The organism is Halobacillus sp. GSS1 (assembly GCF_017307035.1).
Classification (GTDB): domain Bacteria; phylum Bacillota; class Bacilli; order Bacillales; family Halobacillaceae; genus Halobacillus; species Halobacillus litoralis.
The window spans coordinates 24040-50114 of sequence record NZ_JAFLHE010000010.1; the positions used below are offsets into that span (position 1 = coordinate 24040).

The following is a 26075-nucleotide window of genomic DNA, read 5'->3' on the forward strand; positions in this document are numbered from 1 at the left end:
TATTAAAATTAGTTCTAATTACCCACTTAAATGATGAGTTACAGAGTGTAAGAAAAGGTGAATGCCTTCCCATCCCCTTCTATTTCCTATATAGGCTAAGCTGTTTAAATCAGGAAGTTTGGTTATACCTCCATTGGGTTTAGAGTTTTTGTCAGCCACTTAAAGGATTTTATGGGTTCCCTGAGCTCTTAAAGAAATAAATGACTTTCACACCTTCAAATAGGCTTAGAGAAAGAAACTTATTATGACTTATGTAAAAAAGGCTGGCACCCTGCGCAGGTACCAGCCTTGTATGCTGTTATATAAACATCACATTAAGGGATAAAAGCTTTCACACGATTTTGAATCACATTTTTCAGTAATTGTTTTCCATCACCTGTTCCAATAGACTCTGGGTGGAATTGTACCCCTTCAATAGGAAATTCAAGGTGACGTATGCCCATCAGTTCCCCTTCAACTGTTGAAGCGGTCACTTCAAAACACTCCGGTAAATCGGAAAGCTCTACAATCAACGAATGATAGCGCATCGCCTCCATTGGATTACTTAACCCTTCGTATATTCCTTTTCCATCATGGAAAATGCGTGACGTTTTTCCGTGCATCAGCTTCTCTGAGCGTACGACATTTCCACCGAACACTTGAGCTATGGCTTGATGACCAAGACAAACACCGAAGATGGGAATGTCTCCTTTGAATCGATTAATAACTTCCAGGGTTATCGGTGTTTCATCCGGGGAACACGGTCCTGGTGAAAGAAAGATTAAATCAGGGCTCAGCTCTATAATCTCACCTATATCTACTTCATCATTTCTCTTCACTATGATCTCTTCTCCAAGCTCTCCAAGATACTGGACGAGATTGTAGGTGAAAGAGTCATAGTGGTCAATCATATAGATCACTCTGCTCCACTCCTCTCAGCTCTATAAAAACTTACTGAACAAGTGCTCTAATTTCATGGGTGAAATGTTTAAGAGCTTCGTCCATCTTACCTTTTTCAATATTTTCAAGCTCCGTTTCGATCAATCGAATGATTTTACTTCCAATGATGACGCCGTCTGCATGTTCTCTCACAAGGCGAACGTGATCATTCGTTGATATGCCGAACCCAACAGCAACTGGCACTTGGCTGTGCTGTCTCACTTTTTCAATGAATGCCAGAGCTGCAGCAGACATTTCTTTTCTCTCTCCAGTTACTCCCAGAGAAGAAACACAATATAGAAAACCTTTCGCATGTTCCGCAATCTGCTTGATCCTTTGATCAGAGTTAGGGGCAACAAGGGAGATAAATTCGATGCCTTTTTCTTCTGAATGGTTACGAATCTCCTCACTTTCTTCAAATGGAAGATCGGGGATAAGAAGCCCTTCTACCCCATTTCGTTCTAAGAGTTCAAAGAATTCCTCATGTCCGATTTGAAGGACAGGGTTGTAATAAGTGAATATCACGACTGGAATTTCGAGTCCATGCTCTCTTAACTTCGGCACAAGCTCGATTGCTTTACGTAAGGACATCCCTGCCTTTAATGCACGCTGCGCCGCTCGTTGGATCGTAGGACCGTCCGCAAGTGGATCCGAATAAGGAACGCCCAGTTCTAAAACGTCCGCACCTTCTTCCTGGAGACGCAAAGCAAATTGAATCGTCCATTCAGGACCAGGGTCCCCTGCTACAATGAACGGGATGAACAAATTTTCCGTTTTCGTTAGTTTCCCTTGAAATGATGTCTTAGTCAGCATGTCAGACCTCCTCCTGGAAATGTTCCATTAATGTTGCCATATCTTTATCCCCACGGCCGGAAAGGTTAATCAAAATCGTTTCATTCTTACTCATTTGAGGGGCTTCTTTAAATGCCTGAGCAAGGGCATGGGCGCTCTCAATCGCAGGTATAATCCCCTCTGTTTGTGTTAGAAGCTTCAATGCATCCAGCGCTTCTTCATCTGTGATGGCTTCATAGCGGACTTGTTTCGTCTGGAATAAATGAGCATGTTCTGGGCCGATCCCAGGATAGTCCAGCCCTGCCGAAATAGAATAAGGCTCGGTAATTTGTCCATTCTCATCCTGCATAAGGTAGGTCATCGATCCGTGAATGACACCAGGAGTTCCTTTTGAAAGCGTCGCTGCATGTTCAGGTGTGTCTATCCCTTTCCCGGCAGCTTCTACTCCGACCAATTCACTCTTGTCTTCAAGGAATGGGTAAAACATCCCCATAGCATTGCTTCCACCACCTACACAGGCAAAAATACGATCCGGAAGCTCTTTCTCAACCTCTAAGAACTGGCGTTTAGATTCATCACCTATGATTCTCTGAAAATCCCTAACCATGCGCGGGTATGGATGGGGGCCAACCACAGAACCAATTAAATAGAAGTGGTCTTCACAGTTGGCGACCCAATAGCGGATCGCTTCATTGGTCGCATCCTTCAGGGTTCCATTTCCACTCGAAACTGAAACGACTTCCGCTCCAAGAAGCTTCATTCGGAAAACGTTCAGCTCCTGTCTGCGGATATCCTCTTCTCCCATAAACACGATACACTCAAGTCCGAATTTAGCAGCAACCGTTGCGGAGGCAACGCCATGTTGTCCTGCCCCTGTTTCAGCAATGATCTTCTCTTTTCCCATTCTTTTTGCCAGCAAAGCCTGACCAATGGCATTATTAAGCTTGTGGGCACCTGTATGGTTCAAATCCTCACGTTTCAAATAGATTTTTGCTCCTCCAAGCTGTCCTGTCAATTTGTCTGCATAAGACAAAGAAGTAGGGCGTCCTGCGTACTCTTTTAACACATGATGGTACTCTTTCAAAAAGTCCGGATCCGCCATCGCTTGGTCAAGCGATTCTTCCAGCTCCTGCAATGGACCCATTAATGTTTCCGGTACATATTTCCCACCAAAATCACCATAACGTCCTTTTAAATCAGGAAATACTTGCAACATTTTGCTCCACCTCTTTCATGATCGTTTGAATTTTGCCAATGTCCTTTCCGTCTCCAATTTCAATGCCACTGGAAAGGTCGATTCCGTCCGGGTGGTAGTGCAACAAATCTGTGACGTTCTCTGGTTTAATCCCCCCTGCAATCAAGCACGGGACACCCTGGTCAGACGCTTCTTTCTGATAGGTCGGGACAGACCCCCAGTCGAAGCGGACCCCGGTTCCACCTGAAACACCGTCCACTTTGCTGTCTACAATGTATCCATCAGCAACACCACCGAACACTTCCATTTGTTTAATTCCATCCGATTGATGGTGAACAACTTTCCAAACCGGAAGACCAAACGCTTCTTTAATTCTCAACAACTGAGATACCGTCTCATTTCCATGCAGTTGAATAACATCTAATGGAACAAAGTGAAGAATCTCTTCAATTTCCTCAATCGTGGGCTCGATGAAAACCCCGACGATTTTTTGTCTAGGTCGGATTTTTTTCACCCAGCGTCCGACACATTCCGGTCGGACATATCGTTTTGTTCTCCTGACAAATATGAAGCCAAGATGGGAGGCTTGGGAAGAAGATGTTTTGGCTACATCTGACAAAGATCTATTTCCACATAATTTGACGATCGGTTCTTTCATCGAACATTCACTCCTTCCAACAACTGACGGACCGCTTCTTTGATATCCTTCTGGCGCATGAGAGATTCTCCCACCAGTACACCCTCAGCTCCATAACCAGCTACAGTCTGCAAATCATCATGGGAAGATATCCCACTTTCTGAAACCAACAAACACTCCTCCGGTGCAAGTTTCGCCATACGTTCGGTTTGAGAGAGTTTCGTTTCAAACGTATGAAGGTTTCGATTGTTAATACCTAGAATTTTTGGTGTAAACTCATTCAGCACTTTAGTTAATGTTTCTTCACTGTGTACTTCGACAAGGACTTCTAATCCAAGCTCGTAGGCTTGAAGGTAAAGGTCATGCAGCTTCTCCGCTTCCAACGCTTCCCCGATGAGCAGAATAGCGTCAGCACCGATATAGGCACTCTCCGCTACTTGCAAGGAGTCAATAATAAAGTCTTTCCGTAATACAGGTACATTCACTACTTTCTTGATATTCGTCAAGTAGTCACGGTGCCCTTGGAAAAAATGTTGATCTGTAAGAACCGAAATGGCTTGCACCCCTGCTTCAGCATAGTCATGAGCGATTCGGACAGGGTTGAAGTCCTCACGTATGATGCCTTTGGATGGAGAAGCTTTTTTCACCTCTGCGATCAGGCCTGCTGCAAATGGTGTGGTTTTCAAAGATTTATAGAGAGAATGATGAGCAAATGACTGCTCCTCTGGCAAATACAATTTCTCAATTTCTTGTTGTTTTACAGCTAAGATGGTTTCAAGCATATTGACGATTCTCCTTTTCATTAACAATCGATTCATAGTACTTGCTTGTGAGGCCTTCCCTGATTGCCTTTTGGACTTGCAGCACACCATCTTGAAGGTCTTCTGCATTTCCTGAGACGTAGAGTCCAGCCGCTGCATTTAAAGTGACAATGGCAGACGCACTTTCATTTGAACGCCCATACAGGACATCCTTAATCATTTGGGCACTTTCTTCTGTTTTAGAAATACGAATATCTGTGAGATTTCCTAAAGGAAGACCGAAATCCTCAGGTGAAACCGTAAAACGAGTGATCTCACCATTCTTCAATTCAACGAGATCACTTTTTCCTGTGATTGTGATTTCATCCAGACCATCTCTTCCAGTTGCTAAGAGTACATGTGTGGAGCCCAGATTCTTAAGAGTCTCCGCCATTTTTTCTGCATAATTGGTATCATAAATGCCGATCAGCTGTCTTTTAGCATTTGCAGGGTTGGACATAGGCCCAAGTAAGTTAAAAATGGTACGAAAACCAAGCTCTTTCCGTGCTGGTCCTGCGTGTTTCATTGCTTTATGGTAAAGGGGTGCGTACATGAACGTCATCCCTTTCTGAGAAAGCGCCTGTACTCCTTGTTCTGGAGTGGTGTCAATAGGAATGCCCAGTTTTTCCAGGACATCAGCACTACCACTTTTTGAAGAAACTTTCCGATTTCCATGCTTAGCGACCTTCACTCCCATGCTCGCAAGAACAATGGAAACAGCTGTGGAAATATTAAATGTAGATGCGCCATCGCCGCCAGTACCGCATGTATCTACAATTGACTCATCATTTGTATCCATCCTGGTCATATTTTCACGCATCGCCCGAACGAAACCGGTCATTTCTTCAACTGTTTCTCCGCGGTAACGCATGACGCTGAGCATGCTCATCAGTTGGCCGGTGGTCGCTTCTCCGTTCATAATCCGATCCATCGTTTCAAAGGCTTCCTGTTCGGTCATTTCCTCTCCTGCGACAACTTTACTTAATGTATCTTTCATCTCGTCTCCACTCCTTCTCCGCTCTTCTCAAATATCTTCTCTGCTAATTGAATCGTCTTCTTCAATGCACTCGCTTTGCTCAATGTTTCCTGATACTCTGCTTCAGGGTCCGAGTCAGCAACAATGCCAGCCCCTGCCTGAATATATAAATCTTTTCCTGTTCTAGTCATCGTTCGGATGGTAATGCAGGAGTCGATGTTTCCATCAAAACCTAAATATAAAATGCCCCCACCGTAGAGGTTCCTCGGAGTAGGCTCAAGCTCTCGTAAAATCTGCATAGCCCGGACTTTTGGTGCACCTGATAATGTTCCAGCCGGGAATGAGGAAATCAAGGCGTCAATGGGAGAAACGCTCTCCTTCAATCGACCGGTTACTTTACTGATGATGTGCATCACTTTTGAGAAGCGGCCAATCGTCATATATTCACTAACCTGTACCGTTCCATATTCAGCGACGCGGCCGATGTCATTACGTGCTAAATCCACTAGCATGCGATGTTCCGCTAACTCTTTCTCATCTTGCAAAAGCTCTTCAGCCAGCGCGTCATCCTCTTCTTCGGTTCTGCCTCTTTTCCTTGTTCCAGCTATGGGATGGATTTCAAGGTTACGATCACGGACTTCAAGGAGTCGTTCAGGTGAACTTCCGATCACTTCCACTTCATCCATTTTTAAGTAAAACATGTATGGAGAAGGGTTCACCCTCCGCAACACTCGGTAAAGTTCAAATCCGCTTCGATTCGTTACTGTATGAAAACGTTGAGATAAAACAGCCTGAAAAATATCTCCGGCACGGATATACTCTTTGATTTTCCCCACATCAGATTTGAACTTTTCCGGTTTATAATTGCTTTCTAACGTAAAGGATTCATCATCCGTTTCATTTTCACTCAGCATTAGATCAGGAAGTGTGCCGACCTTCTGCAGCTGGCTTATAATGGATGTGATTCGCTTTTTCGTTTCAGAATAAATATCTTCTAATGGGCGTCCTGGTTCTTTTCTAGCGAAGGATAGAATCGTCGTTTCTTTTGTTTTATGATGATAAGCAATTAAAGTCTTACAGAAAAGCAGCTGATAATTAGCAAGATTCAAGTCATCCGTCTCGGCCCTTTCTACAGGCTCATAATCTGAGATGGCATCATAGCTGATATATCCGACCCCTCCTCCTTTAAAAGGAAGGTCAATGGGAGGCTGCTTCACGTCAAGCTTTGCCAATACTTTCTCATAAGCCGACTTGAAACCTTCAGAATACGTGACATCGTCTTGGTCAAAGTCTTTGATTTGAAACCGCTGCTTCTCCTCTTTGATTTGAACCATCGGGTCAAGACCTAGAAAAGAATAATTCGACCATGGGGATTCAGGATCCTGGCTCTCCAGCATGTACACGGCTTCGTGATTCAATGCATGAAACATATGAATCGGTGTTAACGTATCCGTATAAAACGATTGTGTTATTGGGATGGTCTGATGCTCTTCGGCATCGCTTTGAAATGTATTAAAAGTGGTCATAAAGGCTCACCTCTCCATTAGAATCATGGAGAATGAGACGTTGAGGGATGAAAACGAGTAGATAGAAAGGGGGTGAAAATCGGCCAGGCAATCCATCGGCTCCTTACGTCCGAAGATCCCTCGCTCACTCAGCTCAGCTCATCCTATACCTCAACTCAACTCATTCTCTGCTCAACTTGCTTATTTCGACTTTGTAATAAAGCCACTTTTTAAAAATATCTTTCCAATAGTCTATAAAATTCAGATAATAAAGTCAACCAGTCTGTCCCAAAATTTTCTTAGACCTTCACCTCCCTCTTCCATATAAGCTCCCTTTAGTTGAAGACTCAGTTTCGAGACTTCTGTTGGGTGGATGGGGACTGCGGGTAATAGCTCGCTTTCCGCGGGAGCGCGGTGAGCCTCCTCGGACTGCGTCCTGTGGGGTCTCACCATGCACTTTTTTCCCGCAGGAGTCTCGCCATTCCCCTCCGCCCCTTTATCATAAAAGGTTCTCGAAACCACTACTATAAGGACAGCTCGTATGATTATTAGAAATGGATGAAAGAACACCTCTCCGAACACAGAAAAGCCTAACCCAAAGCGCTTCCCCCCCTAACAGCTGGATAGTAGAAGACCATCAAACTTGGTAAAGGGGTTCGTTACACTCATACATCGAATGGGGTGGTTGGGAAGCTGCGAGACTCCCGCGGGAATGGATTGGCTGGCAAGACCCCACAGTGCGTAGCACGAGGAGGCTTGCCGTCATCCCCGCAGGAAAGCGAGTTGCTTCCCAGCCACCCCTGACGCTCAACCCGGGCAACGAACTCTGGAAAGTCTCGAAACTGAGTCTTCCACAATCCTGCCATATTGTTTAATAAATTTGTTCAGGTGATTTTCAGAGACCTTTATAAACAATTATGATGAGAAATAAGAATGTAGAAATTTTTTTACATACATTTGAACGAATGGAAGAAAGTTTACGTCTTATAGTCAGGGAACGAAATGAGGGATGTTTATGGATTCGGATCTCATCAGAAGAGCACAAGGTGGAGAAGAACAGGCACTTGCTGAACTGCTGAAAAAACACTATAGCTTCATCGTTAAATACGTATGGCAAATGAGCGGTGATGAACAGTTGGCTTATGATGTGACACAAGACACACTAATCAAGACCATCCAGAAAATCAATCAGTATAACCATCGATCAAAGTTTTCTACCTGGCTGATCCAAATTGCTACACACACATACTTGGACTACAAACGAAAGCAAAAAAGAAAATATGAACTGGATGAGAAACTGCGGAAGGAATTTCCCCGCTCCTCCGTTTCTTCTGCCAGTGATTGGCATGAGGTCCAGGAGGCTTTATGGAAGCTTGAAGAAGAACATCGGATCCCTCTCGTCTTGAAGCATTATTACGGGTATGAATATACAGATATTGCAAAAATGACCAAGGTGAAAGTAGGAACAGTGAAATCAAGGGTCCATTATGGACTGGAGAATTTACGAAAGGAGCTGAGAACAGATGACAAATGAAAAGAAGCCGCAAAACCTGGAAGAAAAGCTTCAGGAAGCAGCCCGTCACACAGATGAACAGATGGAACTCACAGAACCCTCCCTCTCTTACTTCGAGAATCTAATCGAAGAACAGTCCGCCCTTTGGTACCGGCAACTATGGTTTGAATTGACTTGTTTGTGGGGGATCGCTTTCATTTTTATTTCTTTCCTTATTTTCAGCTTATTCTATGTTCCTTTTTTATTTGTTTTCGCACAAATCACTTCCATTATCATCTTGATCCGCTACTTTTATAAAGAGCGCTATGAAATGGTGGAGATGCAGCAATGAAGCATTATGGACCTGAAGAAATGCCTTTATGGGGATGGCTTCTCGTCGTTCTCCTTCTAGTCACACAAAGTTCCATACTATTTTTAAAAGCAAGAAAAATTGGAAAAGCTCCCTGGTTGTGGGGAGTCGTAGGACTGATTCAATTCCCTGTGCCAAGCATCATCTTTTTCATCTTATGGAAAACAGTCTGGCAGAGGAAAGAAACGGTAACAAAATCATAAATTTTCTAGAAGTAAGAAAAACAATCGATAAGGAGGTGCTGCTATGTTACTCACACAGAACGTCATTGAATTTATGAACGAAAATTTAGCAATCATCGCTCCCCTGATCATCATCCAGCTAGTTTTAATGATTACGGCTCTTGTAAGCTTAATCCGTGCAGAAACTACAAAAGGACCGAAATGGATATGGGCGCTCATTATCATATTTTTTAACACGATCGGTCCCATCGTTTATTTTATTTTTGGAAGGAGTCATGAGTCGTGATTCACCTGAAAAATCTAACGAAAACATTCGGTAAAGAAGATGCGGTGAAAAATATCACATTCGATTTATCACAAGGAAAATGTGTCGCTTTGCTTGGACCTAATGGCGCAGGGAAAACGACAACTTTAAAAATGATTGCAGGACTTATGCACCCTTCCTCAGGCCAAGTGGAGCTTTCAAGCGGTGGGAGAGATGATATACGCAAATATATCGGCTACCTCCCCCAACATCCACAGTTTCACAATTGGATGACTGGCAAAGAGTTTCTTCACTACGTCGCCCGTCTTTCCCGAATCTCTACGCTGGAATCTAAAAAACTAGCGGAAGAATTGGTCGAGCGTGTCGGGATTGCGGATGCGAAAAACCGAAAAATATCCAGTTACTCAGGTGGAATGAAACAAAGACTGGGAATTGCCCAGGCGATGATCCACAAGCCGAGCGTTCTTTTGCTTGATGAACCGGTGTCCGCATTAGACCCCATCGGCCGTCGTGATGTATTAAATTTGATGGAAGAATTAAAGCAGGAAGCGACCCTCCTTTACTCCACACATATCCTGAGTGATGCAGAGGAAGCAAGTGACGAAATTCTTCTTATGCATAAAGGAGAGATCGTAGAATCAGGCTCTCTTCAAGACGTCAAGGAACGACACCAGGTAGATAAGGTTACTCTTCGTTTGGAAGGAAACGTAAAGCCATTCAAAGAGAAACTGGAGACGCTCCCTTTTGTTACGCATACAGATGTCCAAAAACAAAAGATCCATGTGTATGTACAAAATGTGACAGAGGCTCGTGATGCTCTCTTAGAGCTTGTAACCAAGGAACAATGGCCGCTTCTTTTCTTTGAAGTAGGACAGACGACGCTTGAGGATCTATTCATGAAGGTGGTGAATGAACATGCAATGGCTGACCATTTATAAAAAGGAATGCCTGGAATCCGCGAGAAATTACAAATGGATATGGGTTCCTCTTGTCTTCATTCTATTTTGCATTATGGATCCTTTGACAACCTATTATCTTCCTCAAATACTCGAATCCACAGGGGGGCTTCCAGAAGGAGCGGTCTTTGATATTCCAACACCACCGGCAGCGAACGTATTTATGATGAGTATCTCCCAAATAAATACACTCGGAGTGCTCGTCATTACTTTAATTACAATGGGAACGATTGCTGGAGAACGAAAATCAGGAGTGGCTGAGCTGATTCTTGTAAAGCCGGTCTCCTATACTGCCTATGTGACGGCCAAATGGGCAGCCCATGTCACGCTCGTCCTTCTTTCTACTTTTGTCGGCTTAATAGCAAGCTGGTATTATGTTCAACTTCTTTTTGGTGACGTATCCTTCATGTATGCATTGAGTACAGCTGCTTTTTATAGTTTGTATATCATTCTCGTCATCAGTATTAGTCTCTTCATGAACACATGGACGAAAATTCCCGGCGTTGTTTTATTCTTAACGATCAGCATCATCCTTGTATTAAATTTAATAACAAGTATTTTTTCCCACCTATTGGAATGGAGCCCAACAACTATCACTTCCCACCTCCCTGCCTTACTAAGAAGCGGAGAAGTCGGTCAAGACCTTTGGATGGCAGCCCTGATCACCATACTGTTGATCATTTCCCTGCTTTTCGGAGCCATCCAGACACTGAAGCGAAGAGAGATTGTATAGCCAAAACCCACCTAAAACCTACCAGACCAGGTCATCCAAATGATGGATGACCTGGTCTGGTTATGTATGGGAAAAGGGTGTGTGATTTGTTCTTCTCGGTAATAGGGTATAGACTATTAGCATCTATTGCATAAGAAGTTGTTAAAGGAGAGATTTTCATGAAGCCAACTGCATTGATCACAGGAGCCTCGGGTGGTATTGGATACGAATTCGCCCGTCTGTTTGCTAAATCAGGGTATAACTTGATTGTCGTCGCACGATCTGAAGACAAACTTCAACAGTTAAAAGAAGAACTGGATGGTCATCCAATCACCATCATTCCTCAGGATCTATCAGAACCAGGAGCAGCTGAAGTTGTGTATAGTAAAGTGAAAGAGCTCGGTCTCAACGTCACCGTCCTTATCAATAACGCTGGTTTTGGTTTGAATGGACTATTTGAAGACCTCCCATTATTAGACCAACAAAAAATGTTGCAGGTCAATATTAATGCCCTAACTGAACTGACCCACTTGTTTTTACCTGAGATCAAAGCCGCCCGCTTCCGCTCCATTCCTAAAGGAGTCTTGAACGTAGCGAGCACGGCAGCGTTCCAGCCTGGTCCTAAAATGGCCGTGTACTATGCTTCCAAAGCTTACGTCCTTTCCCTCTCAGAAGCTCTTGTAGAGGAGTTGAAAGATACAAGTGTAACGGTTACCACCTTGTGTCCGGGTGCAACAGATACCAACTTCTTCAAAGCAGCTAAAGCGGAGCATACGAAACTTGTAAACAGTACCATGTCCCCGGAATCAGTAGCCAAGTCCGGATTTCTTGGTTTTGTTAAAGGAAAACGTGTGGTTATCCCCGGCATGATGAACCAGGGATTGGCCTATGCCTCCAAGCTCATCCCACGCTCATTCGCAGCTAAATTAGCTCATTATGTCGATAGCTAAGGAGAGGTCATACAAGTTTATTTGCGCCGATTCTCTTTTTCTACTCTTCCCCTTCCTATATAATAGAAATTACTGGTAAACATTTTTAAGGGGGCTGTACATGAAGAGATTAATTGTATGGTTTTCATTCTGCCTATGTATTGGTGCCGTGACAGGAGCCTATTTGTACGTACAAACTCAGGGGGCATCCACAGCGCAGGGTGTAACCGGAACAGTGAATGCAGAAGAACTGAGAGCCTATGAGAGAGATGGAAAAAATCCTTTTGGAGGAGAGATTTCCGGACCGGAGTTAACAGACAAAGAATATCAGGAATACATTCATGCCATGTCACATCAAAAAGTGAAAGCAGATGAAAAGTGGACCTTTTTTGAAATTCACCCCCTTCGCATATCCTGGCTGCTCGAACATTTAGAAACGAATGACTTAACTAATAAGCATGTTTATAAACAAATTTTAATGAAATGGGCGGATGGAGATTATTCAAATGCTGTAGCTGACCATAACACCATTTGGGAGATGCAGCGTGGTACAATCGGAAAAGCCAGACGTCTCCTCAGTCCTGAGGAAGAAGCCGAGTATATAAAAGAAAACAACTGACCCGATCACATCGGGTCAGTTGTTTTTTACATTTCTTCAGCAGATTTTCTGAATCCATAAAAGGATCGGTACCCTTGATTCACATAGTATCCCTCCGACTTTGTTGAAGCCAGCATTTCCACACGTGTACTTGGATAGCACTCGTGAGCGGTTTGAATCAATTTCTCCGCAATTCCCTGATTTCTAAAACTTTCCTTCACCAGTAGGTCGCACACATACAACGTAATGGACCCATCTGTCAGTCCTCGGAGAAAACCGACAACTTCATGATTTACAACCGCCACCAAAGCGGGTTCTGAATTCAGCCAGGAGCATAGGGTTTCCTCCCCACGTTCCACAAGGCCGCTCCATCCTTCTTTTTCATTTAGTTGCTGGAGAGCGTCAAAATCTTTCTCAAGAAACGTACGAATTTGAATAGATTCCATGTCATCCTACCTTTCACTGTGATTAAGATTTTCCCCTTTGAGCCGTCACCCAGTCTTATTGATTCTATTTATCTACTCTTTATTACGTTTAATTCCCTTAAACGTTTCAATTTATATGAGAAAATTCGACTATTTTTTAAATACTTCTAAATATTCATGCAAAAATTCCGTACACCTCTAACAAAATTCTGCGATAGGATGGGATACAAATCAGAATTCTCAATCATCAGATGGAGGAAAGTATGGTAAAATGTGAACGGAAGTTTTTCTTTTATTGTTCAAGGAGTGGAAAACATGTGGAAAAGAATACTACTGTTCACGACATTGATTTTTCTCGCCGCTTGTTCTTCTCAAAATTTATCGCTTGAGGATTTAAAAACAGCTTATCCTCAGACGTTCGCTCAGCCGGTGGAGGACTTATCGGATGAGAAAAAGGAGAAGCTTGGTCTTCCTGAAGATGTGCCTTTCGAAGTCACCCAGGTGGAGTCAAAGGTGGAAGACAAAAGAGTCGAGGTCCTCTATCTATCAGATGGTTCAGATAAAGCCATGGTGAGCACCTTGTTTGATCCTGAAAATATTCTTCAAGAATCCGAAATGCAGGTCCCTCTAAATTCAGGAGCTGTAGCTGGTGTCCAGGAAAAGAAAGACCACATTTTCGTAGAATGGTATGATGGAGATCTGGACGTCATCTATCAGCTTAAATACTATGGTCCTAAAGAGGAACGGGCAGAAAATGCAATGAATATTGCAAACGCTATATAAAACTTTATATCCCTATATCATGGGATTCCTAAAGAAGACCCGTCACGTATAAACGTGACGGGTCTTCTGATTTCCTTATAGTTTTTCTAGTTTTTTAAAGTTTCGACTGATCGGTCTCGGAGCTTTTAGTCGATCAAAAAATACCATGTAATTATTCTTCTTCTCATCGATTTCTTTGATAGAACCTTCACCAAAAACCGGATGCTTGACTCTGGTGCCTTTTTCGAGATAGTCACCAGCAGGCTCTCTCTCCAGACGATGAGAAGCACGAATATATTCTTTCGCTTCTTCAATGAGAGATGCATCCAATTCTCCGATACGGTCATAGAAGTGATCTTCGACTTCGAATATAAAACGGGAAGGGTATTTTTTTTGCCCTCCATTTTGAAAACCCTCAGATTCAGTTAAATAGAGTTCCTGTTCCGCTCTCGTCACGGCTACATAGGCAAGCCGGCGTTCCTCTTCCAGACCTCTCTCTTTCCGCTGCCTGATTGCACGAACATTGGGGAGAACACTTTCTGACATACCAATAACGAATACATAAGGATACTCCAACCCTTTGGCTGTATGAATGGTCATGAGTTTAACGGAATCCACCTGATCTGCCCGGTCATTATCTGAGTAGAGGGCAACCATTTGTAAATATTCGTCCAAATCAATCTCTTCTCCGAGCGTCTGCTCATACTGGACGATGGAATGAAGGAGTTCAGTCATATTATCCAACCTCTCCTGGTCTCCATCCTCCCGCCGATAAGCTTCGTATCCTGTCACCTGCATGGCTTCCTGCAGCAGTTCTGATACTTTTCTTTTGCTTCGAATTCCCTTCAAATACTCAATGGCTTCGATGAAAGTGCGTGCGCCTGTGCGCCTCAATCGATCATGATCCGCATATTTTTTCAGTGTTTCATAGAGGGATTCCCCCTCCTCTTCCGCCTTTTCCCTAAGAAAACCCATCCGCTTCTTTCCAATTTGACGCTTGGGTACATTGATAATACGACTGAAAGACAAATCATCCTGAAAAGCGATCATCTTCAAGTGAGCGAGGGCATCCTTAATTTCCAGACGATCAAAAAACTTAAATCCTCCGAAAATCTTATATTCAATATTTTCAGCTATGAGTTCCTGTTCTACGAAACGGGATAAGTAATTCGCTCGATACAAAATGGCGATCTCACTCAAATTCGCTTTCTTATTTTCCACGAGCTGTTTAATACGATTCACGATCCATTTTGCTTCTTTTATCTCATCCTTGCCATGATAATGCACCACTTTCACACCATGAGGATTAACAGGAAGCATATCCTTATCCACTCTAAAGTAATTGTTACGGATTAAGGCGTTTCCTAAAGAAAGAATCTCCGGTGTGGAACGATAGTTTTCCTTCAAAAAGATGGTCTGAGCATCAGGAAAGTAAGTTTCAAAGTCCACCATATACTTAGGGTCTGCGCCACGCCATTCATAAATCGTTTGATCGGGATCACCAACGACGAAGAGATTCCCCTGTTTTTCTGAAAGCATCTTCACAAGTTCAAATTGCTTTAAGCTGCTATCTTGAAATTCATCGACCTGTATGTAAAAAAGTCGATCCTGCCACTTTTCAAGCACTTCCTTATTCTGCTCGAAAAGAGTAAAAACAAAATTTAGTAAATCATCAAAATCCAGCCCGTACACCCGCTTCTGCTTCTTGAGGTACTGTTGAATAATCTGACTGTCGAGGTCTCCTGAATCTTCTACAGAAGGCATGGCTCCACGTAGAATCATTTGTTGGACATAATGTGTGTTTCCTTTAAGAATACCAATCTTATCAAGAATTCTTTTGAACGTTTTGTCATTGAGCTTTAATCCCATATCTTCAAAGATCTCTCTCAATAGAATCTTCTGATCCTCCACGTCCAAAATGACAAAATTCTTCGGATAAAAGAGACGGTGGATGTCTTCACGCAGGACACGTACACAAAACCCATGGTACGTAGTTATAAACCCTGTGTCCTGCTCTCCACCAATCAATTTTTTTACCCGCCGTCTCATTTCATGGGCTGCTTTGTTTGTAAAAGTCACAGACAGCATATTAGCAGGATCGATCCCGAGTTCATTCACGATGAAAGCATACCGATGAGTTAAGGCTCGTGTCTTGCCGGAACCTGCCCCGGCGATGACACGAACATAACCTTCTGTAGATACGACCGCTTCTTGTTGGGATGGATTGAGTCCGTCCAATAGTTCTTCCATATCGATCACCTTTCAAGAACATTTGTTTGTATTATAGCACACTAGAAAGCAGAGAGTGTGTATGGTTCTTTATAGATGAAAGAAAGGCGATAAAAAGCACGCGAGAAAAAATCTCACTTAAAGATTTCAAAGTCGAAAAAGCCCTGACTAGTCCTTAAATTAATGAAGGAGGAAGAGGACACGGCGTTCTTACAATCAAGTTTTCATAAGGAAAGCAATACTTGGGTATCGTTGGTGATTTTATATGGGGTTTTAAACATATGGTCGGCGGGAAATGAACCTGTTTTTTTAAACTTTTTTGAATCGAGGTGGATATAGAAGCCAAGCAACAAACATGCATGTAACTCTGTATTTATTTGAAGTTCGGCTTCAACCCTGTTTCCAAAAAATACTTCGTTGCTTGCTGCACGTTCATAAATGTACGGACACCATCAAGTTGGATATGATTTTGCGCAAATTCCATCACTACCTGTGGACGCATGCCAGCAAGAACAACTTCTATGCCCAACAACTTAAGGCTCATCATCAGGTTTTTCAAAAGGACCGCCCATTCTTCATCAATCGAAGTAATGCCCGAAAACTGGATCGCCAGTCGACTCACATTCTGTTCCTGACATAAAACAGGTACTCTCTCTAATAAGATATGACGCTGTTCCTCTCTTAAAATAGGCTGTAATGGTAAAAGGGCATAACCTTTAGCAATGGTCACGATATTTGCTGTCATTTCTTCAATCATATGGATTAACTCCTTCTCTCTTCTCGACTGCTCCGTCATATTAAATATACGGATGAGAATAAAGCTTTCCCCTTCATGAATGAAACGTTTTGTAGAAATGTGCAGCACCATGTCCATCCCCTGCCACTGAAACTCCATTCCTTCAAAGTCTATATCTTTTTTTTCTTTAATAGACTTAGATAGGATTCTTTTCTCTGGTGCCAACTCCGGATACAGATGATTGAGTTTCTCTCCAACAATGCGTTCTTCCTGTAATTGGAACATCCTAACATAGGCAGGGTTGACATAGGTGATCGTGTATTCTTCATCACTGATCACCACCCCCTCATCCAAAAGGTCCATCGCATTCCTTAATAGCATGAGTATCCCCCCAGTACAAATCTCTTACTTTTATTATGAGGATATAGAAGAGAAATGCAAGGTAATTCGACACTATTATCTAAATATTATGAATAAATATCAATAGACTTCCATATCTTCAACATAATGGCAGGATAGGGGTCAAAAAAAGAAGTGCGGCAACGGTTCAAGAGCTGAGCCGCTGACGCACTTCTTCTTAAGCTTTTTCCATTTTGTCACACTTAGACAAGATGGCTACATGTTTTAGATTACCTATGGAATCGAATTCTATTTCAACATAATCACCTGGTTTTACAAAGCTTAGCCTCTCTCTGAGTACAGAAAGTTCATTCTTAAATTCGGATTCTTCGACCAAAATCGCATAAGCCCCTTCGTATCGATCCAGTTTATATTGGTTCACCGATTCAATCCCCTTCTGTTTTAGTGTCAGGCACCTGGAAGCACCAATATGCGCCTTTGTTCTAACCATTTCCTATTATGGTATAAGACCTCTTATAATAAAGCATTCCCTTCATTATTCATGACTAAACATGTCGAATTTAGAGTTCTGGACAACGATCACGTGCCGTGATAAAATAAAACTAACAAACGTTAGTTAGTGAAAGGAGAGAGCTGAGTGACAAAAGAAACGATTATTGATGAGAGTCTAAAGCTCTTTGCCAATTATGGGTACGAAAACACGACCCTTGCCAATATTGCGGAAGCAGTTGGAATAAAGAAACCTTCTCTTTATAACCATTTTGATAATAAAGAAGATATCTTTCTTCATGTTCTATATGACGTGGGAGAGAGAGAAAAGAGTCATTTGATGAATCAAGCAGAAGCTATACAGCAGGACTCAGTGGCTGATCATCTTCACGAGATCTATCGTGTTTACCTGGAACATATGGCTCATTCAACAGAAGGCATGTTCTTCAAGCGTGTCACCTTTTTTCCTCCCGAAGAATTCGCAGATGAAATTAAGAAGGTCTTCTTAATGGTGGAAGACTGCATGACTGAGATCATCCGACCGGTATTTGAACGTGGAAAAGAGATGGAAATTATCCGCCCTCTTTCTACAGATACGCTAACATCTGCTTTTTATACGTTGGTTGACGGTTTGTTTTTGGAAGAAAATTTTTATGACCGGGATGTTTTTGAAGAGAGACAAGAAGCAAGCTGGCAGATTTTCTGGCTTGGCATTAAAAACCCAGAGCACTAGGGAGGTATGAAACGATGGCATGGATTTATTTATTCTTCGGTGCTTTTTTTGAAATCGGATGGGCTGTTGGTTTGAAATTGTCAAAGGGATTCACAGACCCTCTCATTTCAACCATTACCGTCATTTGTATCGTGATCAGCTTCACGTTTTTTACGAAAGCATTAAAAGTCATTGATATCGGGACAGGTTATGCGATATTTACAGGGATTGGCGCAGCAGGTACAGCTTTAATCGGGATGATCTTTCTTGGCGACGGAGGCGGAGCTGGGAAAGTCTTTTTTATTATGCTTTTAATTACTGGGATTATTGGTTTGAAAATGTCTGAGACAAATAATACAGAACAGATACAAGAGGAGGGATAAGTATGGCATGGGTATTCTTAATGATGGCTGGAGTAGGAGAAATGACGGCGATGTTCTTCTTAAAGCTGTCCGATGGCTTTCAAAAACGTAAACCGGCGTTCATGGCCATCCTTGCAGGTGCGGCAAGCTTCTATTTCCTTTCTTTATCTTTAAAAGATCTTCCAATAGGAACAGCTTATGGAATATGGACAGGAATCGGGTCAGCGGGTACCGTGCTGCTGGGCATATTTTTCTTTAAAGAAACAGCGAACCGGAAACGTCTGTTGTTCATTACTTGTATCGTTGCCGGAGTCATCGGCTTAAAAATGGTTTCATAGACTTATGATAGGCTTGTAATCTTATTTTCGAGCGATTACAATAGAGTAAGCAGCAATCTACAATATTCGACAAAACACTCGTTTTTCTGTCGTTTTGTAGTGATGGAGGAAATGTAATGAGAAGAATTTTATTAGCCATTCTTATGATGATTGTCATCGGTTTTAGTTATGTGGGCTATACAAATATGGATACGGATGCGAATCCTTCCATTCCTAAAGAAACAGAGAGTTATTGAATATCAATAATTTAACCCCCTTCGCGGTAGCGAAGGGGGTTTGTTTTGGTATAAGAGACAGAGGTGAAGTGAAAAAGATTATTTCTTAGGAAGGTTCACTTCTAAGTCCTCTCCCCATTTTTCTTCTAAATACTGATCACGGCCGGAGTTTCCACGATAAAAATCGTAGCGCAGTTTATTTTTTCTATAATAATCCTGGTGATATTCCTCCGCTTTATAAAACTCTTCCACTTCCCTTATCGGAGTGACTAATTCCTTCTGAAAGCGACCTGAATGTTGGAGGTCTTGTTTAGATTGCTCAGCAATTTCCTCCTGTTCAGGGGTGTGATAAAAAATAGCGGTCGTATATTGGTATCCTCGATCCACAAACTGACCATCGTCATCGGTCGGATTGATTTGCCTCCAGAAAACATCGAGAATCTGTTCATAGGAGATGACGTCTGGATCATAGTAGACTTGCACAGACTCAATATGGCCCGTACCTCCAGACGATACTTCATCATAAGAAGGATTTTCCGTTTCCCCTCCCGTATAACCGGATATGACACTATGGACACCTTTCAATTTTTCAAATGGAGGCTCCATACACCAAAAGCACCCTCCAGCCAGAGTCGCCACCTCGTATCCGTCAGGTATTTCCTTTGCTGTCACAGCTTCACTATCATAATTTCTTTTTGTTAAATAGGCATAAGCTTCCGGGATAGCAAGAACAGCAACGATGGAAAGTACAGCTATAATGATGACCCATTTTGTCCGCTTCTTCACAGTCTCCCCCCCTCTTTTGGGTGTTTATTTCAGAATAACACGTAAATCTGTGGCAATTGAAATGCTGACTCTTTCGCGATGTGTAATTTTATTCTTCATCTTCCAAAGTTAAGCCATCTACATGTTTCCGATCCATTACTTTTTTAATTTTCCTGTATTCCTTAGATTTAAAAATAATATCAAAATCATAATCCTCTGGATAAAGTTCATCGGCTGAAATATGGAGTTTCAAGCGTTTATGATTGTACTCTTTCTTTTCTCCTTTCACTTGGACGATATAATTCCCGAGGGCATCCGGGCCTTTATAAACAATACCCATTTCCTCTTCTGCAGGAATCCATACATTGTCCCCCATTTGAAATTCCGCTTTCTCTTTCTTCTGAGCTTTGCGTTTTTGTCTATACCTATTGATCGCTACCTGCTTAGCATAGGACGGATTTTTTAAAAGCTTATCCTCTTGCGTAAAGTTCCCTTCTTGCTTATATGTGATGCCATAAGCATGATTGAGGATTTCCGGATGAAGCCCTAATTTATAAGCGATATCAAACGCCTGACTTTTCCCAGCTGTCCCTACTTGCAGCTGGTAGGTAGGCTTGAGGGTTTCCAAGTCAAATTCCATCGCTCCATTCATGAAGCCCTCTTTCTCCATGGCATACGTTTTCATTTCACTATAGTGAGTGGTCGCCAAAATGGTGGAGCCTTTATTGGCGAGTTGATCCAGAATAGCTGTGGCTAAGCCCATCCCCTCACCAGGATCTGTTCCAGAACCGATTTCATCCAGTAGTAACAATGAATGATCATTCGCTTGTTGCAGGATGTGAATTAAATTCGTGAGCCTTGAACTGAAGGTGCTCAAATTCTCTTCAATACTCTGCCCATCACCAATATCAACAAACACATGTTGGAAAAGAGGCAACCTGGTACCGGGTTGTGCAGAAATCGGAAGTCCACATTGCGCCATCAAACAAAACAAGCCCACCGTTTTTAACGTTACCGTCTTCCCTCCTGTATTCGGCCCAGTGATAAGCAGAGCTTGATCATCCACACCCATATGGAGATTCAACGGGACGGCTTTTTCCCCTAGTAGAGGATGACGCCCCTCTCTAATCTCAATCTCTCCTTGTGAAAAGGACGGTGAATGTCCATCAATCAATTTACTGTATTTCGCTTTTGCAAAAAGAACATCGTACTGGTGCATCGTTTCCATAGCAATATTCAACTCATATTCCTTTTCCAGTACAGAGTCGGTCAAGGCATAAAGAATCCTTTCCACCTCCTGCTCTTCCTGCATTTTCAAAAGTACGACTTGCTCTTGAAGAGACGTCACTTCTTTCGGTTCTATGAATAATGTGGCGCCAGAAGAAGATTGATCGAGGATGACCCCCTTCACTTTTGAACGGTTCTCTCTTTTTACAGGAAGGGTTAACCGACCTCCTTTATCCACCGGTCTCGTCTCTTGAAGAAAAGAGCTGTACTTTTTCGCTGAACTTTCCATCCTCGTTTTCATATCACTGAGAGTCTTGTCTATTTTTCTCCTCAGTTTTCCTAACTCTTTCGATGCAGACTCATCGACCTGCCCATGACGTATCTTCCCATAAATCTCCTCTTCCAATTGGGATAAATCTGAGATGGAATCGACATATAGTGAGATGGTCGGAGCCAGAATCTGCTTATCTTTCATAAACCTCTTCAACTTTGTACAATGCTCAAGAAAAGAAACGAGGGAACCAAATTGCTGCGGACGGATAAAAATTCCTTTGTTCCCTTGATCAATCATGATTTGAATATCACCCAGGGTATGAATGGGTACATGACTGTGATGATCGATAATCGCTCTCGCCTCTTTGACTTCCGCTTGCATTCTTTCCAACCTTTTCTGGTCATTCATTGGCTTCAGGCTCAGGATCGTTTCTTTTCCTTGGTCGGTATGAGCGAAATCACTAACTCTTGTTAAAATATTGTTTAATCCTAAACTTTCAAATGTTTGCTGATTCAATGTTTTTTCCTCCTCAATTTGACAGGTGATCATAAAAAAAGTCCGCACCAAGCTAAAGATAGCTCGCTGCGGACTCCGTAGGGACTCATAAAGAATACAGTTCCACGAATGTACGAAAAAAAAGCTATGACTGAATAAGCCAGTCATAGCTTTTAGGATCGTTTTATCCGGCTATGCTTATGCTTGTTCTTAACTGTTCCTGAAAAAGGGTATAGCAAACCAAGCATGCTTTCGCACACTTTTTTCAGGACGTATCCAGTTCATGGATTAGTTAAGAACAACCACACTCATAAATCATTTCTCCTTCACGGGTTTAAAGTTACATTCGTGAAACCATCACCTGTGTTCCCTTATAATATATGACAGGGACTCCATACTGTCAACTGTTGAAAATATCATTTATTAGGGAGAGATCTAAGGAATCTGTTCTAGCACCTAAAGATCGCTTCACGATTCTTAAAGCATTTTTATTATCACCCTTATACTCAGACGCTGTCCCGTCTTCCGGCACCCAAATATTATATTCCCTCATATAAGCATCATTCGCCGTAAAAATGACACAGATATCACCAGCTACTCCAGTCAAAATAAGGTTCTTCACCTCTAGATGGTCTAAGAGAATACTTAACTGTGTTCCAAAAAAGCCCGAATGCTTCGGCTTAATAATAAAGTAATCATCTTCATCAGGCTCCATTTGTTCAACCACTGGTTTTCCTATCCCCTTTTTACATTCTTCCAACAATTCAGTTGCATTGTCCTGCCAAAGCCCAAAGTTATCATTCACATAAATCACTGGCATGCCCTGCTGTTTGACCTCTTTTTTGAATTCACTCAAACGCTTTGCGACAGGAAGACTGTTTTCTAGTAGGTTTTCTCCACCATCAAAATCCATTTTATTAATCATATCAATGATGATGAGTGCTGTATCCTGGCTCATAATTCTATAATCACTCTCCTTAGAAGCGTTCGGGGCCTGCAGGAATCTGCCGTTTATGTTCGGTCTTCTTGTGAAGTTCTTTTAAATTCTTTTCATCTTCGGGATCGATCTTTTCCCCTCTCAAATAAGCATCGATCGTATCATAGGACATCCCCAGTTCTTCTTCATCTGTCTGCCCTTCCCAAAGTTCTGCACTCGGTTTTTTATGAACAATCGAGTCCGGGACATTCAGTGCCATTGCCATTTCCTTCACTTCTTCTTTCCTTAGATTGATCAAAGGAACTAGGTCGACTCCGCCATCTCCGTATTTCGTAAAGTAGCCGGTATAATCTTCTGCGGCATTATCCGTACCTACGACAAGGTAGTTATAGTTGTTTCCAACAGCATAAAGCGTACTCATACGAAGCCTCGCTTGAAGGTTCGCACTACCAAGCTGTGACTTATCATCGTTCCAATCGCCTTTTTCATCCAACTGTTTTTTAACAGTATCGTAAGTCGTTTGATACGCATAGGTTAACTCAATTCCTACATAATCAAGGTCTGCCCCTTCCACAACAGCCAGAGCATCGGTCTGGTCTTCAACGCCTTGTTTTATCGGCAGAATGACTCCTAGAGAATTTTCAGGAAACGCACGTTTGATTAAAAAGGAGACGACTGCAGAATCAATCCCCCCGCTGATTCCCACTAAAAGTCCATCTGCACCTGCTTCTTCTGTCTTCGTCCGCAACCAATTAGTCAAATGCTCGATTCTCTCTTCCATCTTCAATAACTCCCTTCATTTTACAATCTAAGGATTGCTTTCCTTTAAAAGGGAAAACATAAACCCAAAGCTTGATTATAGGAAAATAGCTATACTAGAGAGTTATTAAAATAAGTGGCAGGATTGTGGAAGACTCAGTATCGAGATATTTTCGGGGTTCGTTATGCTATTGGGCGTCAGGGGTGGCTGGGAAGCTACTCGTCTAGCTCCATCGCCCAGACACTCGCGTCATAAGCAGCACAGCGAAGGAATGAAAGGGCACATTCCTTCGCTGTGCTGCTTATGACAGTCGTGTCTACCAGGGCAATTCCGCATTTGAACACTTTCCTGTGGGGGAGTGGCGAGCTTCCTCGGGCTACCGCCCTGCGGGATCTCGCCGATCTCCTTTCTCCCACGGGAGTCTCGCAGCTTCCCAACCACCCCTTTCGATGTAAGGGAAAAATTAACCCCTGTACAAAGTCGGAGGGTCTTCCACCGTCCAACTGTTAGAGGTATAAAGCGCTCTGGATCAAGCTTTTCAGTGCTGGGGGAGATGTTCTATCATCCATTTCTCATAATCAAACGAACTCACCTTATAGTAATGGTTTCGAGAATCTTCCACATAGCAAAGGGGCGGAGGGGAATGGCGAGACTCCTAACTTAAGTGTGCAGGCGCCTTGATCAGCGGCGTATGGACTGGAATGAGCTGGCGGAGATAAAGGAAACACGGAGAACGGAGTGATTCGATGTTGACTTATCGTACAGAAGCGAGGGAAGTCTCACTAGCCGCTAGGCGCTGAAACCGGATATCTACGAGGAAAAAGTGCTTGGTGAGACCCCACAGGACGCAGTCCGAGGAGGCTCCCCGCGCTCCCGCGGAAAGCGAGCTATTCCCCGCAGCCCCCAGCCACCCAACAAAAGTCTCGAAACTGAGTCTTCCACAAACGGGAGCGTTAGTTAAATAATAAGTGATGGAATGAGAAAAGCTTATAAACAAATGACTTTTCATTTTTTCTGATTTAAGCAATAATGTAGGTTAGTGATCCTCTTGAAGGAGTGAAAGAATATGATCGAACAAGAAAAACATGTACTCGTTATTTTCCCGCATCCCGATGACGAAGCGTTCGGAGTTTCCGGGACAATTTCCTCTTATATAAAACAAGGAACACCCCTTACCTATGCGTGTCTCACGCTTGGAGAGATGGGGCGCAATCTCGGAAAACCTACGTTTGCAACGAGAGAGTCCCTTCCTGAAATCAGAAAGAGAGAATTAGTTAAAGCTGCCGAAGCGATGGGCATTGAAGACCTTCGAATGATGGGGTTGAGAGATAAGACGCTTGAATTTGAAGACGATCGTGAAATGAAAGACATGGTCCGCCATTTGGTGGATGAACTGCAACCCTCTTTGGTCATCAGTTTCTATCCTGGATTCGCTGTCCATCCTGACCATGAAGCGACGGCACGCGCAGTCGTACGCGCATTGAGGGAAATGGATGAAAAAGATCGACCTAAGTTTCACGCCGTAGCTTTTGCCAATGATACAGAAGAGAAATTGGGACAGCCGGATGTCATCAATGACATCCGCTCCGTGCAGAATGAAAAATTGGCAGCGATGCGCGCTCACATTTCTCAAACAGCAAGAATGCTTGAGATGCTTGAGGAAGGCATCAAAGTAAATGACCCTGAAGCATTAAAATGGGTGACAGACGAACGTTTTTATACGTATGATTGGAATAACGACAACGTCAAGTAGAGGGAAGCTTCCAACAGCTCCCTCTCTTTTTTTTCCTCATGTATTGTCACAAGATAGTCTAAAATTAAGCAGGAATGTCAAAGCTTTAAATGATATCCTAATTGTAGGCTTGGACAACTAAAGACTCCAATACACAGATAAAGGAGATGCCATATGAAAAAAGTATTATTATCCATTATTTTATTACTAGTAATCAGTGCTTGTTCTTCAAACAATAACGAACAGGATTCCACTGCCGCTGAGGAAAATAACAAGGTGGCTGAAATTCCTGAAGTACAAGTGAATTTCGAGCATGAGCCACTCCCTGCAAACGACGATACCACTATTCAAGCAATTGTCACTCAGGGTGGAGAGCCTGTCCCGGATGCAGAGTATGTGGAATTTGAGATTTGGCACAGTGAAGAGGGGCAGGATTCATCAGACACGATTAAAGCAAAGCATACAGAAGATGGAGTTTATACCATCGACTACAGCTTTGAGAAAGAAGGCACATACCAGGTCATCGCCCATACTCAAGTTGGAGACCTTCACACGATGCCGCAAAACGAAGTGGCAGTCGGACAACAGGCAGAAGCCAGTGGGCACGACCATGGAGATAGCAGTGGAAAGTTCATGGTCCACTTGATGTCAGAGCAGATTTTTAAAGCTGGAGAAACATCGACGTTGACAGCACATATCAACCATATGGAAGAGCCTTTTTCAGAAGCACTTGTACGCTACGAAATTAGTTCTGATTTAATGGAAAAACATACCTACATCGATGCCGTAGAAGAGGAACCTGGAGAGTACACAGCGAATTATACATTCCCTGAAACTGGTTCATACACCATCAACATTCACTATGAGAAACCTGCAGAAGAGATCCACGGACATCAAAAAGAGACGCTCGAAGTAGTCGAGTAAAAACAT

General features: G+C 42.8%; 29 protein-coding genes. 14 read left to right on the top strand and 15 right to left on the bottom strand.

Translation table 11 applies throughout. The features are described 5' to 3' along the window. Window positions 1-314: 314 nt before the first annotated feature. From J0K78_RS15500 to trpE, 7 genes are read right to left on the bottom strand one after another with little or no spacing between them, the layout of a single operon-like run. Window positions 315-899, bottom strand: coding sequence for an anthranilate synthase component II (locus tag J0K78_RS15500; protein ID WP_206947851.1), 585 nt, complete (start codon window positions 897-899; stop codon window positions 315-317). A gap of 31 nt (window positions 900-930) precedes the next feature. Then, complete coding sequence (gene trpA / locus J0K78_RS15505; RefSeq protein WP_206947852.1) at window positions 931-1731, bottom strand: tryptophan synthase subunit alpha; 801 nt, start codon at window positions 1729-1731, stop codon at window positions 931-933. Between the two features lies 1 nt (window position 1732). Further along, window positions 1733-2926 carry a tryptophan synthase subunit beta gene (gene trpB / locus J0K78_RS15510; RefSeq protein WP_370551151.1) on the bottom strand — a complete coding sequence of 398 codons (1194 nt, stop codon included), beginning with the start codon at window positions 2924-2926 and terminating at the stop codon, window positions 1733-1735. Continuing rightward, on the bottom strand, window positions 2907-3563 hold the full coding sequence (locus J0K78_RS15515; protein WP_206947853.1) for a phosphoribosylanthranilate isomerase: 657 nt from the start codon (window positions 3561-3563) through the stop codon (window positions 2907-2909). Before J0K78_RS15515 ends, trpB begins: the two co-directional genes overlap by 20 nt. Next, entirely contained in the window at window positions 3560-4324 is a 765-nt protein-coding gene (gene trpC / locus J0K78_RS15520; protein ID WP_206947854.1) for an indole-3-glycerol phosphate synthase TrpC, read from the bottom strand. The genes J0K78_RS15515 and trpC overlap by 4 nt, the downstream gene beginning before the upstream one ends. Next, window positions 4317-5339, bottom strand: a complete 1023-nt coding sequence (trpD, locus tag J0K78_RS15525; protein WP_206947855.1) for an anthranilate phosphoribosyltransferase — start codon at window positions 5337-5339, stop codon at window positions 4317-4319. The genes trpC and trpD overlap by 8 nt, the downstream gene beginning before the upstream one ends. Continuing rightward, window positions 5336-6844 (bottom strand): anthranilate synthase component I, encoded by a 1509-nt coding sequence (trpE, locus tag J0K78_RS15530; protein ID WP_206947856.1) that lies wholly within the window; start codon window positions 6842-6844, stop codon window positions 5336-5338. The genes trpD and trpE overlap by 4 nt, the downstream gene beginning before the upstream one ends. A 994-nt stretch (window positions 6845-7838) precedes the next feature. Here trpE and sigY point away from each other — a divergent pair. The 8 genes from sigY (at window position 7839) to J0K78_RS15570 (ending at window position 12348) form a co-directional block, all read left to right on the top strand. Beyond that, complete coding sequence (sigY, locus tag J0K78_RS15535; RefSeq protein WP_206947857.1) at window positions 7839-8357, top strand: RNA polymerase sigma factor SigY; 519 nt, start codon at window positions 7839-7841, stop codon at window positions 8355-8357. Then, window positions 8347-8667: a YxlC family protein gene (locus J0K78_RS15540; protein WP_206947858.1), complete on the top strand. Its 321-nt coding sequence runs from the start codon at window positions 8347-8349 to the stop codon at window positions 8665-8667. The genes sigY and J0K78_RS15540 overlap by 11 nt, the downstream gene beginning before the upstream one ends. Continuing rightward, window positions 8664-8888 (top strand): sigma-Y antisigma factor component, encoded by a 225-nt coding sequence (locus tag J0K78_RS15545; protein WP_206947859.1) that lies wholly within the window; start codon window positions 8664-8666, stop codon window positions 8886-8888. Before J0K78_RS15540 ends, J0K78_RS15545 begins: the two co-directional genes overlap by 4 nt. A gap of 43 nt (window positions 8889-8931) precedes the next feature. After that, the gene (locus J0K78_RS15550; protein WP_242517914.1) at window positions 8932-9153 is read left to right on the top strand and encodes a PLD nuclease N-terminal domain-containing protein; all 222 of its coding nucleotides are present in this window, start codon (window positions 8932-8934) and stop codon (window positions 9151-9153) included. Continuing rightward, the gene (locus J0K78_RS15555) at window positions 9150-10070 is read left to right on the top strand and encodes an ABC transporter ATP-binding protein (protein ID WP_206947860.1); all 921 of its coding nucleotides are present in this window, start codon (window positions 9150-9152) and stop codon (window positions 10068-10070) included. Before J0K78_RS15550 ends, J0K78_RS15555 begins: the two co-directional genes overlap by 4 nt. Further along, window positions 10048-10821, top strand: coding sequence for an ABC transporter permease (locus J0K78_RS15560; RefSeq protein ID WP_206947861.1), 774 nt, complete (start codon window positions 10048-10050; stop codon window positions 10819-10821). The genes J0K78_RS15555 and J0K78_RS15560 overlap by 23 nt, the downstream gene beginning before the upstream one ends. 158 nt (window positions 10822-10979) lie before the next feature. After that, window positions 10980-11750, top strand: a complete 771-nt coding sequence (locus tag J0K78_RS15565) for an SDR family NAD(P)-dependent oxidoreductase (RefSeq protein WP_206947862.1) — start codon at window positions 10980-10982, stop codon at window positions 11748-11750. Window positions 11751-11850: 100 nt separating this feature from the next. Further along, window positions 11851-12348: a DUF6241 domain-containing protein gene (locus J0K78_RS15570; RefSeq protein ID WP_206947863.1), complete on the top strand. Its 498-nt coding sequence runs from the start codon at window positions 11851-11853 to the stop codon at window positions 12346-12348. 26 nt (window positions 12349-12374) lie between these two features. On the opposite strand, the gene J0K78_RS15575 is transcribed toward J0K78_RS15570, so the two are convergent. Beyond that, window positions 12375-12773, bottom strand: coding sequence for a GNAT family N-acetyltransferase (locus tag J0K78_RS15575; protein ID WP_206947864.1), 399 nt, complete (start codon window positions 12771-12773; stop codon window positions 12375-12377). Window positions 12774-13067: 294 nt separating this feature from the next. Between J0K78_RS15575 and J0K78_RS15580 the strand changes: the two genes are divergently transcribed. After that, the gene (locus J0K78_RS15580) at window positions 13068-13535 is read left to right on the top strand and encodes a hypothetical protein (protein WP_206947865.1); all 468 of its coding nucleotides are present in this window, start codon (window positions 13068-13070) and stop codon (window positions 13533-13535) included. Between the two features lie 75 nt (window positions 13536-13610). On the opposite strand, the gene J0K78_RS15585 is transcribed toward J0K78_RS15580, so the two are convergent. The 3 genes from J0K78_RS15585 to J0K78_RS15595 form a co-directional block, all read right to left on the bottom strand. Next, window positions 13611-15764, bottom strand: a complete 2154-nt coding sequence (locus J0K78_RS15585; RefSeq protein ID WP_206947866.1) for an ATP-dependent helicase — start codon at window positions 15762-15764, stop codon at window positions 13611-13613. Window positions 15765-16116: 352 nt separating this feature from the next. Beyond that, entirely contained in the window at window positions 16117-16860 is a 744-nt protein-coding gene (locus J0K78_RS15590; protein WP_206947867.1) for a PAS domain-containing protein, read from the bottom strand. 196 nt (window positions 16861-17056) lie between these two features. Then, window positions 17057-17260, bottom strand: coding sequence for a hypothetical protein (locus tag J0K78_RS15595; RefSeq protein WP_089653914.1), 204 nt, complete (start codon window positions 17258-17260; stop codon window positions 17057-17059). Between the two features lie 216 nt (window positions 17261-17476). Between J0K78_RS15595 and J0K78_RS15600 the strand changes: the two genes are divergently transcribed. Genes J0K78_RS15600 through J0K78_RS15610 form a run of 3 tightly spaced genes read left to right on the top strand, consistent with a single transcriptional unit; the run spans window position 17477 to window position 18740 of the window. Next, a complete protein-coding gene (locus tag J0K78_RS15600) occupies window positions 17477-18061 on the top strand; it encodes a TetR/AcrR family transcriptional regulator (protein ID WP_206947868.1) in 585 nt (194 codons plus the stop codon). A 14-nt stretch (window positions 18062-18075) separates the two neighbouring features. Then, entirely contained in the window at window positions 18076-18423 is a 348-nt protein-coding gene (locus tag J0K78_RS15605) for a DMT family transporter (protein WP_206947869.1), read from the top strand. A 2-nt stretch (window positions 18424-18425) separates the two neighbouring features. Continuing rightward, a complete protein-coding gene (locus tag J0K78_RS15610) occupies window positions 18426-18740 on the top strand; it encodes a DMT family transporter (protein ID WP_206947870.1) in 315 nt (104 codons plus the stop codon). A 314-nt stretch (window positions 18741-19054) separates the two neighbouring features. On the opposite strand, the gene msrA is transcribed toward J0K78_RS15610, so the two are convergent. The 4 genes from msrA to nadE form a co-directional block, all read right to left on the bottom strand. Further along, a complete protein-coding gene (gene msrA / locus J0K78_RS15615) occupies window positions 19055-19741 on the bottom strand; it encodes a peptide-methionine (S)-S-oxide reductase MsrA (protein WP_206947871.1) in 687 nt (228 codons plus the stop codon). 88 nt (window positions 19742-19829) lie between these two features. Beyond that, on the bottom strand, window positions 19830-21737 hold the full coding sequence (locus tag J0K78_RS15620; protein WP_206947872.1) for an endonuclease MutS2: 1908 nt from the start codon (window positions 21735-21737) through the stop codon (window positions 19830-19832). A 379-nt stretch (window positions 21738-22116) separates the two neighbouring features. Continuing rightward, on the bottom strand, window positions 22117-22674 hold the full coding sequence (locus tag J0K78_RS15625; RefSeq protein ID WP_206947873.1) for a cysteine hydrolase family protein: 558 nt from the start codon (window positions 22672-22674) through the stop codon (window positions 22117-22119). Window positions 22675-22693: 19 nt separating this feature from the next. Then, window positions 22694-23434, bottom strand: coding sequence for an NAD(+) synthase (gene nadE / locus J0K78_RS15630; RefSeq protein ID WP_206947874.1), 741 nt, complete (start codon window positions 23432-23434; stop codon window positions 22694-22696). 1045 nt (window positions 23435-24479) lie between these two features. Here nadE and bshB2 point away from each other — a divergent pair. Then, window positions 24480-25166 (top strand): bacillithiol biosynthesis deacetylase BshB2, encoded by a 687-nt coding sequence (bshB2, locus tag J0K78_RS15635; protein ID WP_160916382.1) that lies wholly within the window; start codon window positions 24480-24482, stop codon window positions 25164-25166. Window positions 25167-25319: 153 nt separating this feature from the next. Next, on the top strand, window positions 25320-26069 hold the full coding sequence (locus J0K78_RS15640) for a FixH family protein (protein ID WP_206947875.1): 750 nt from the start codon (window positions 25320-25322) through the stop codon (window positions 26067-26069). Window positions 26070-26075 lie beyond the last annotated feature (6 nt).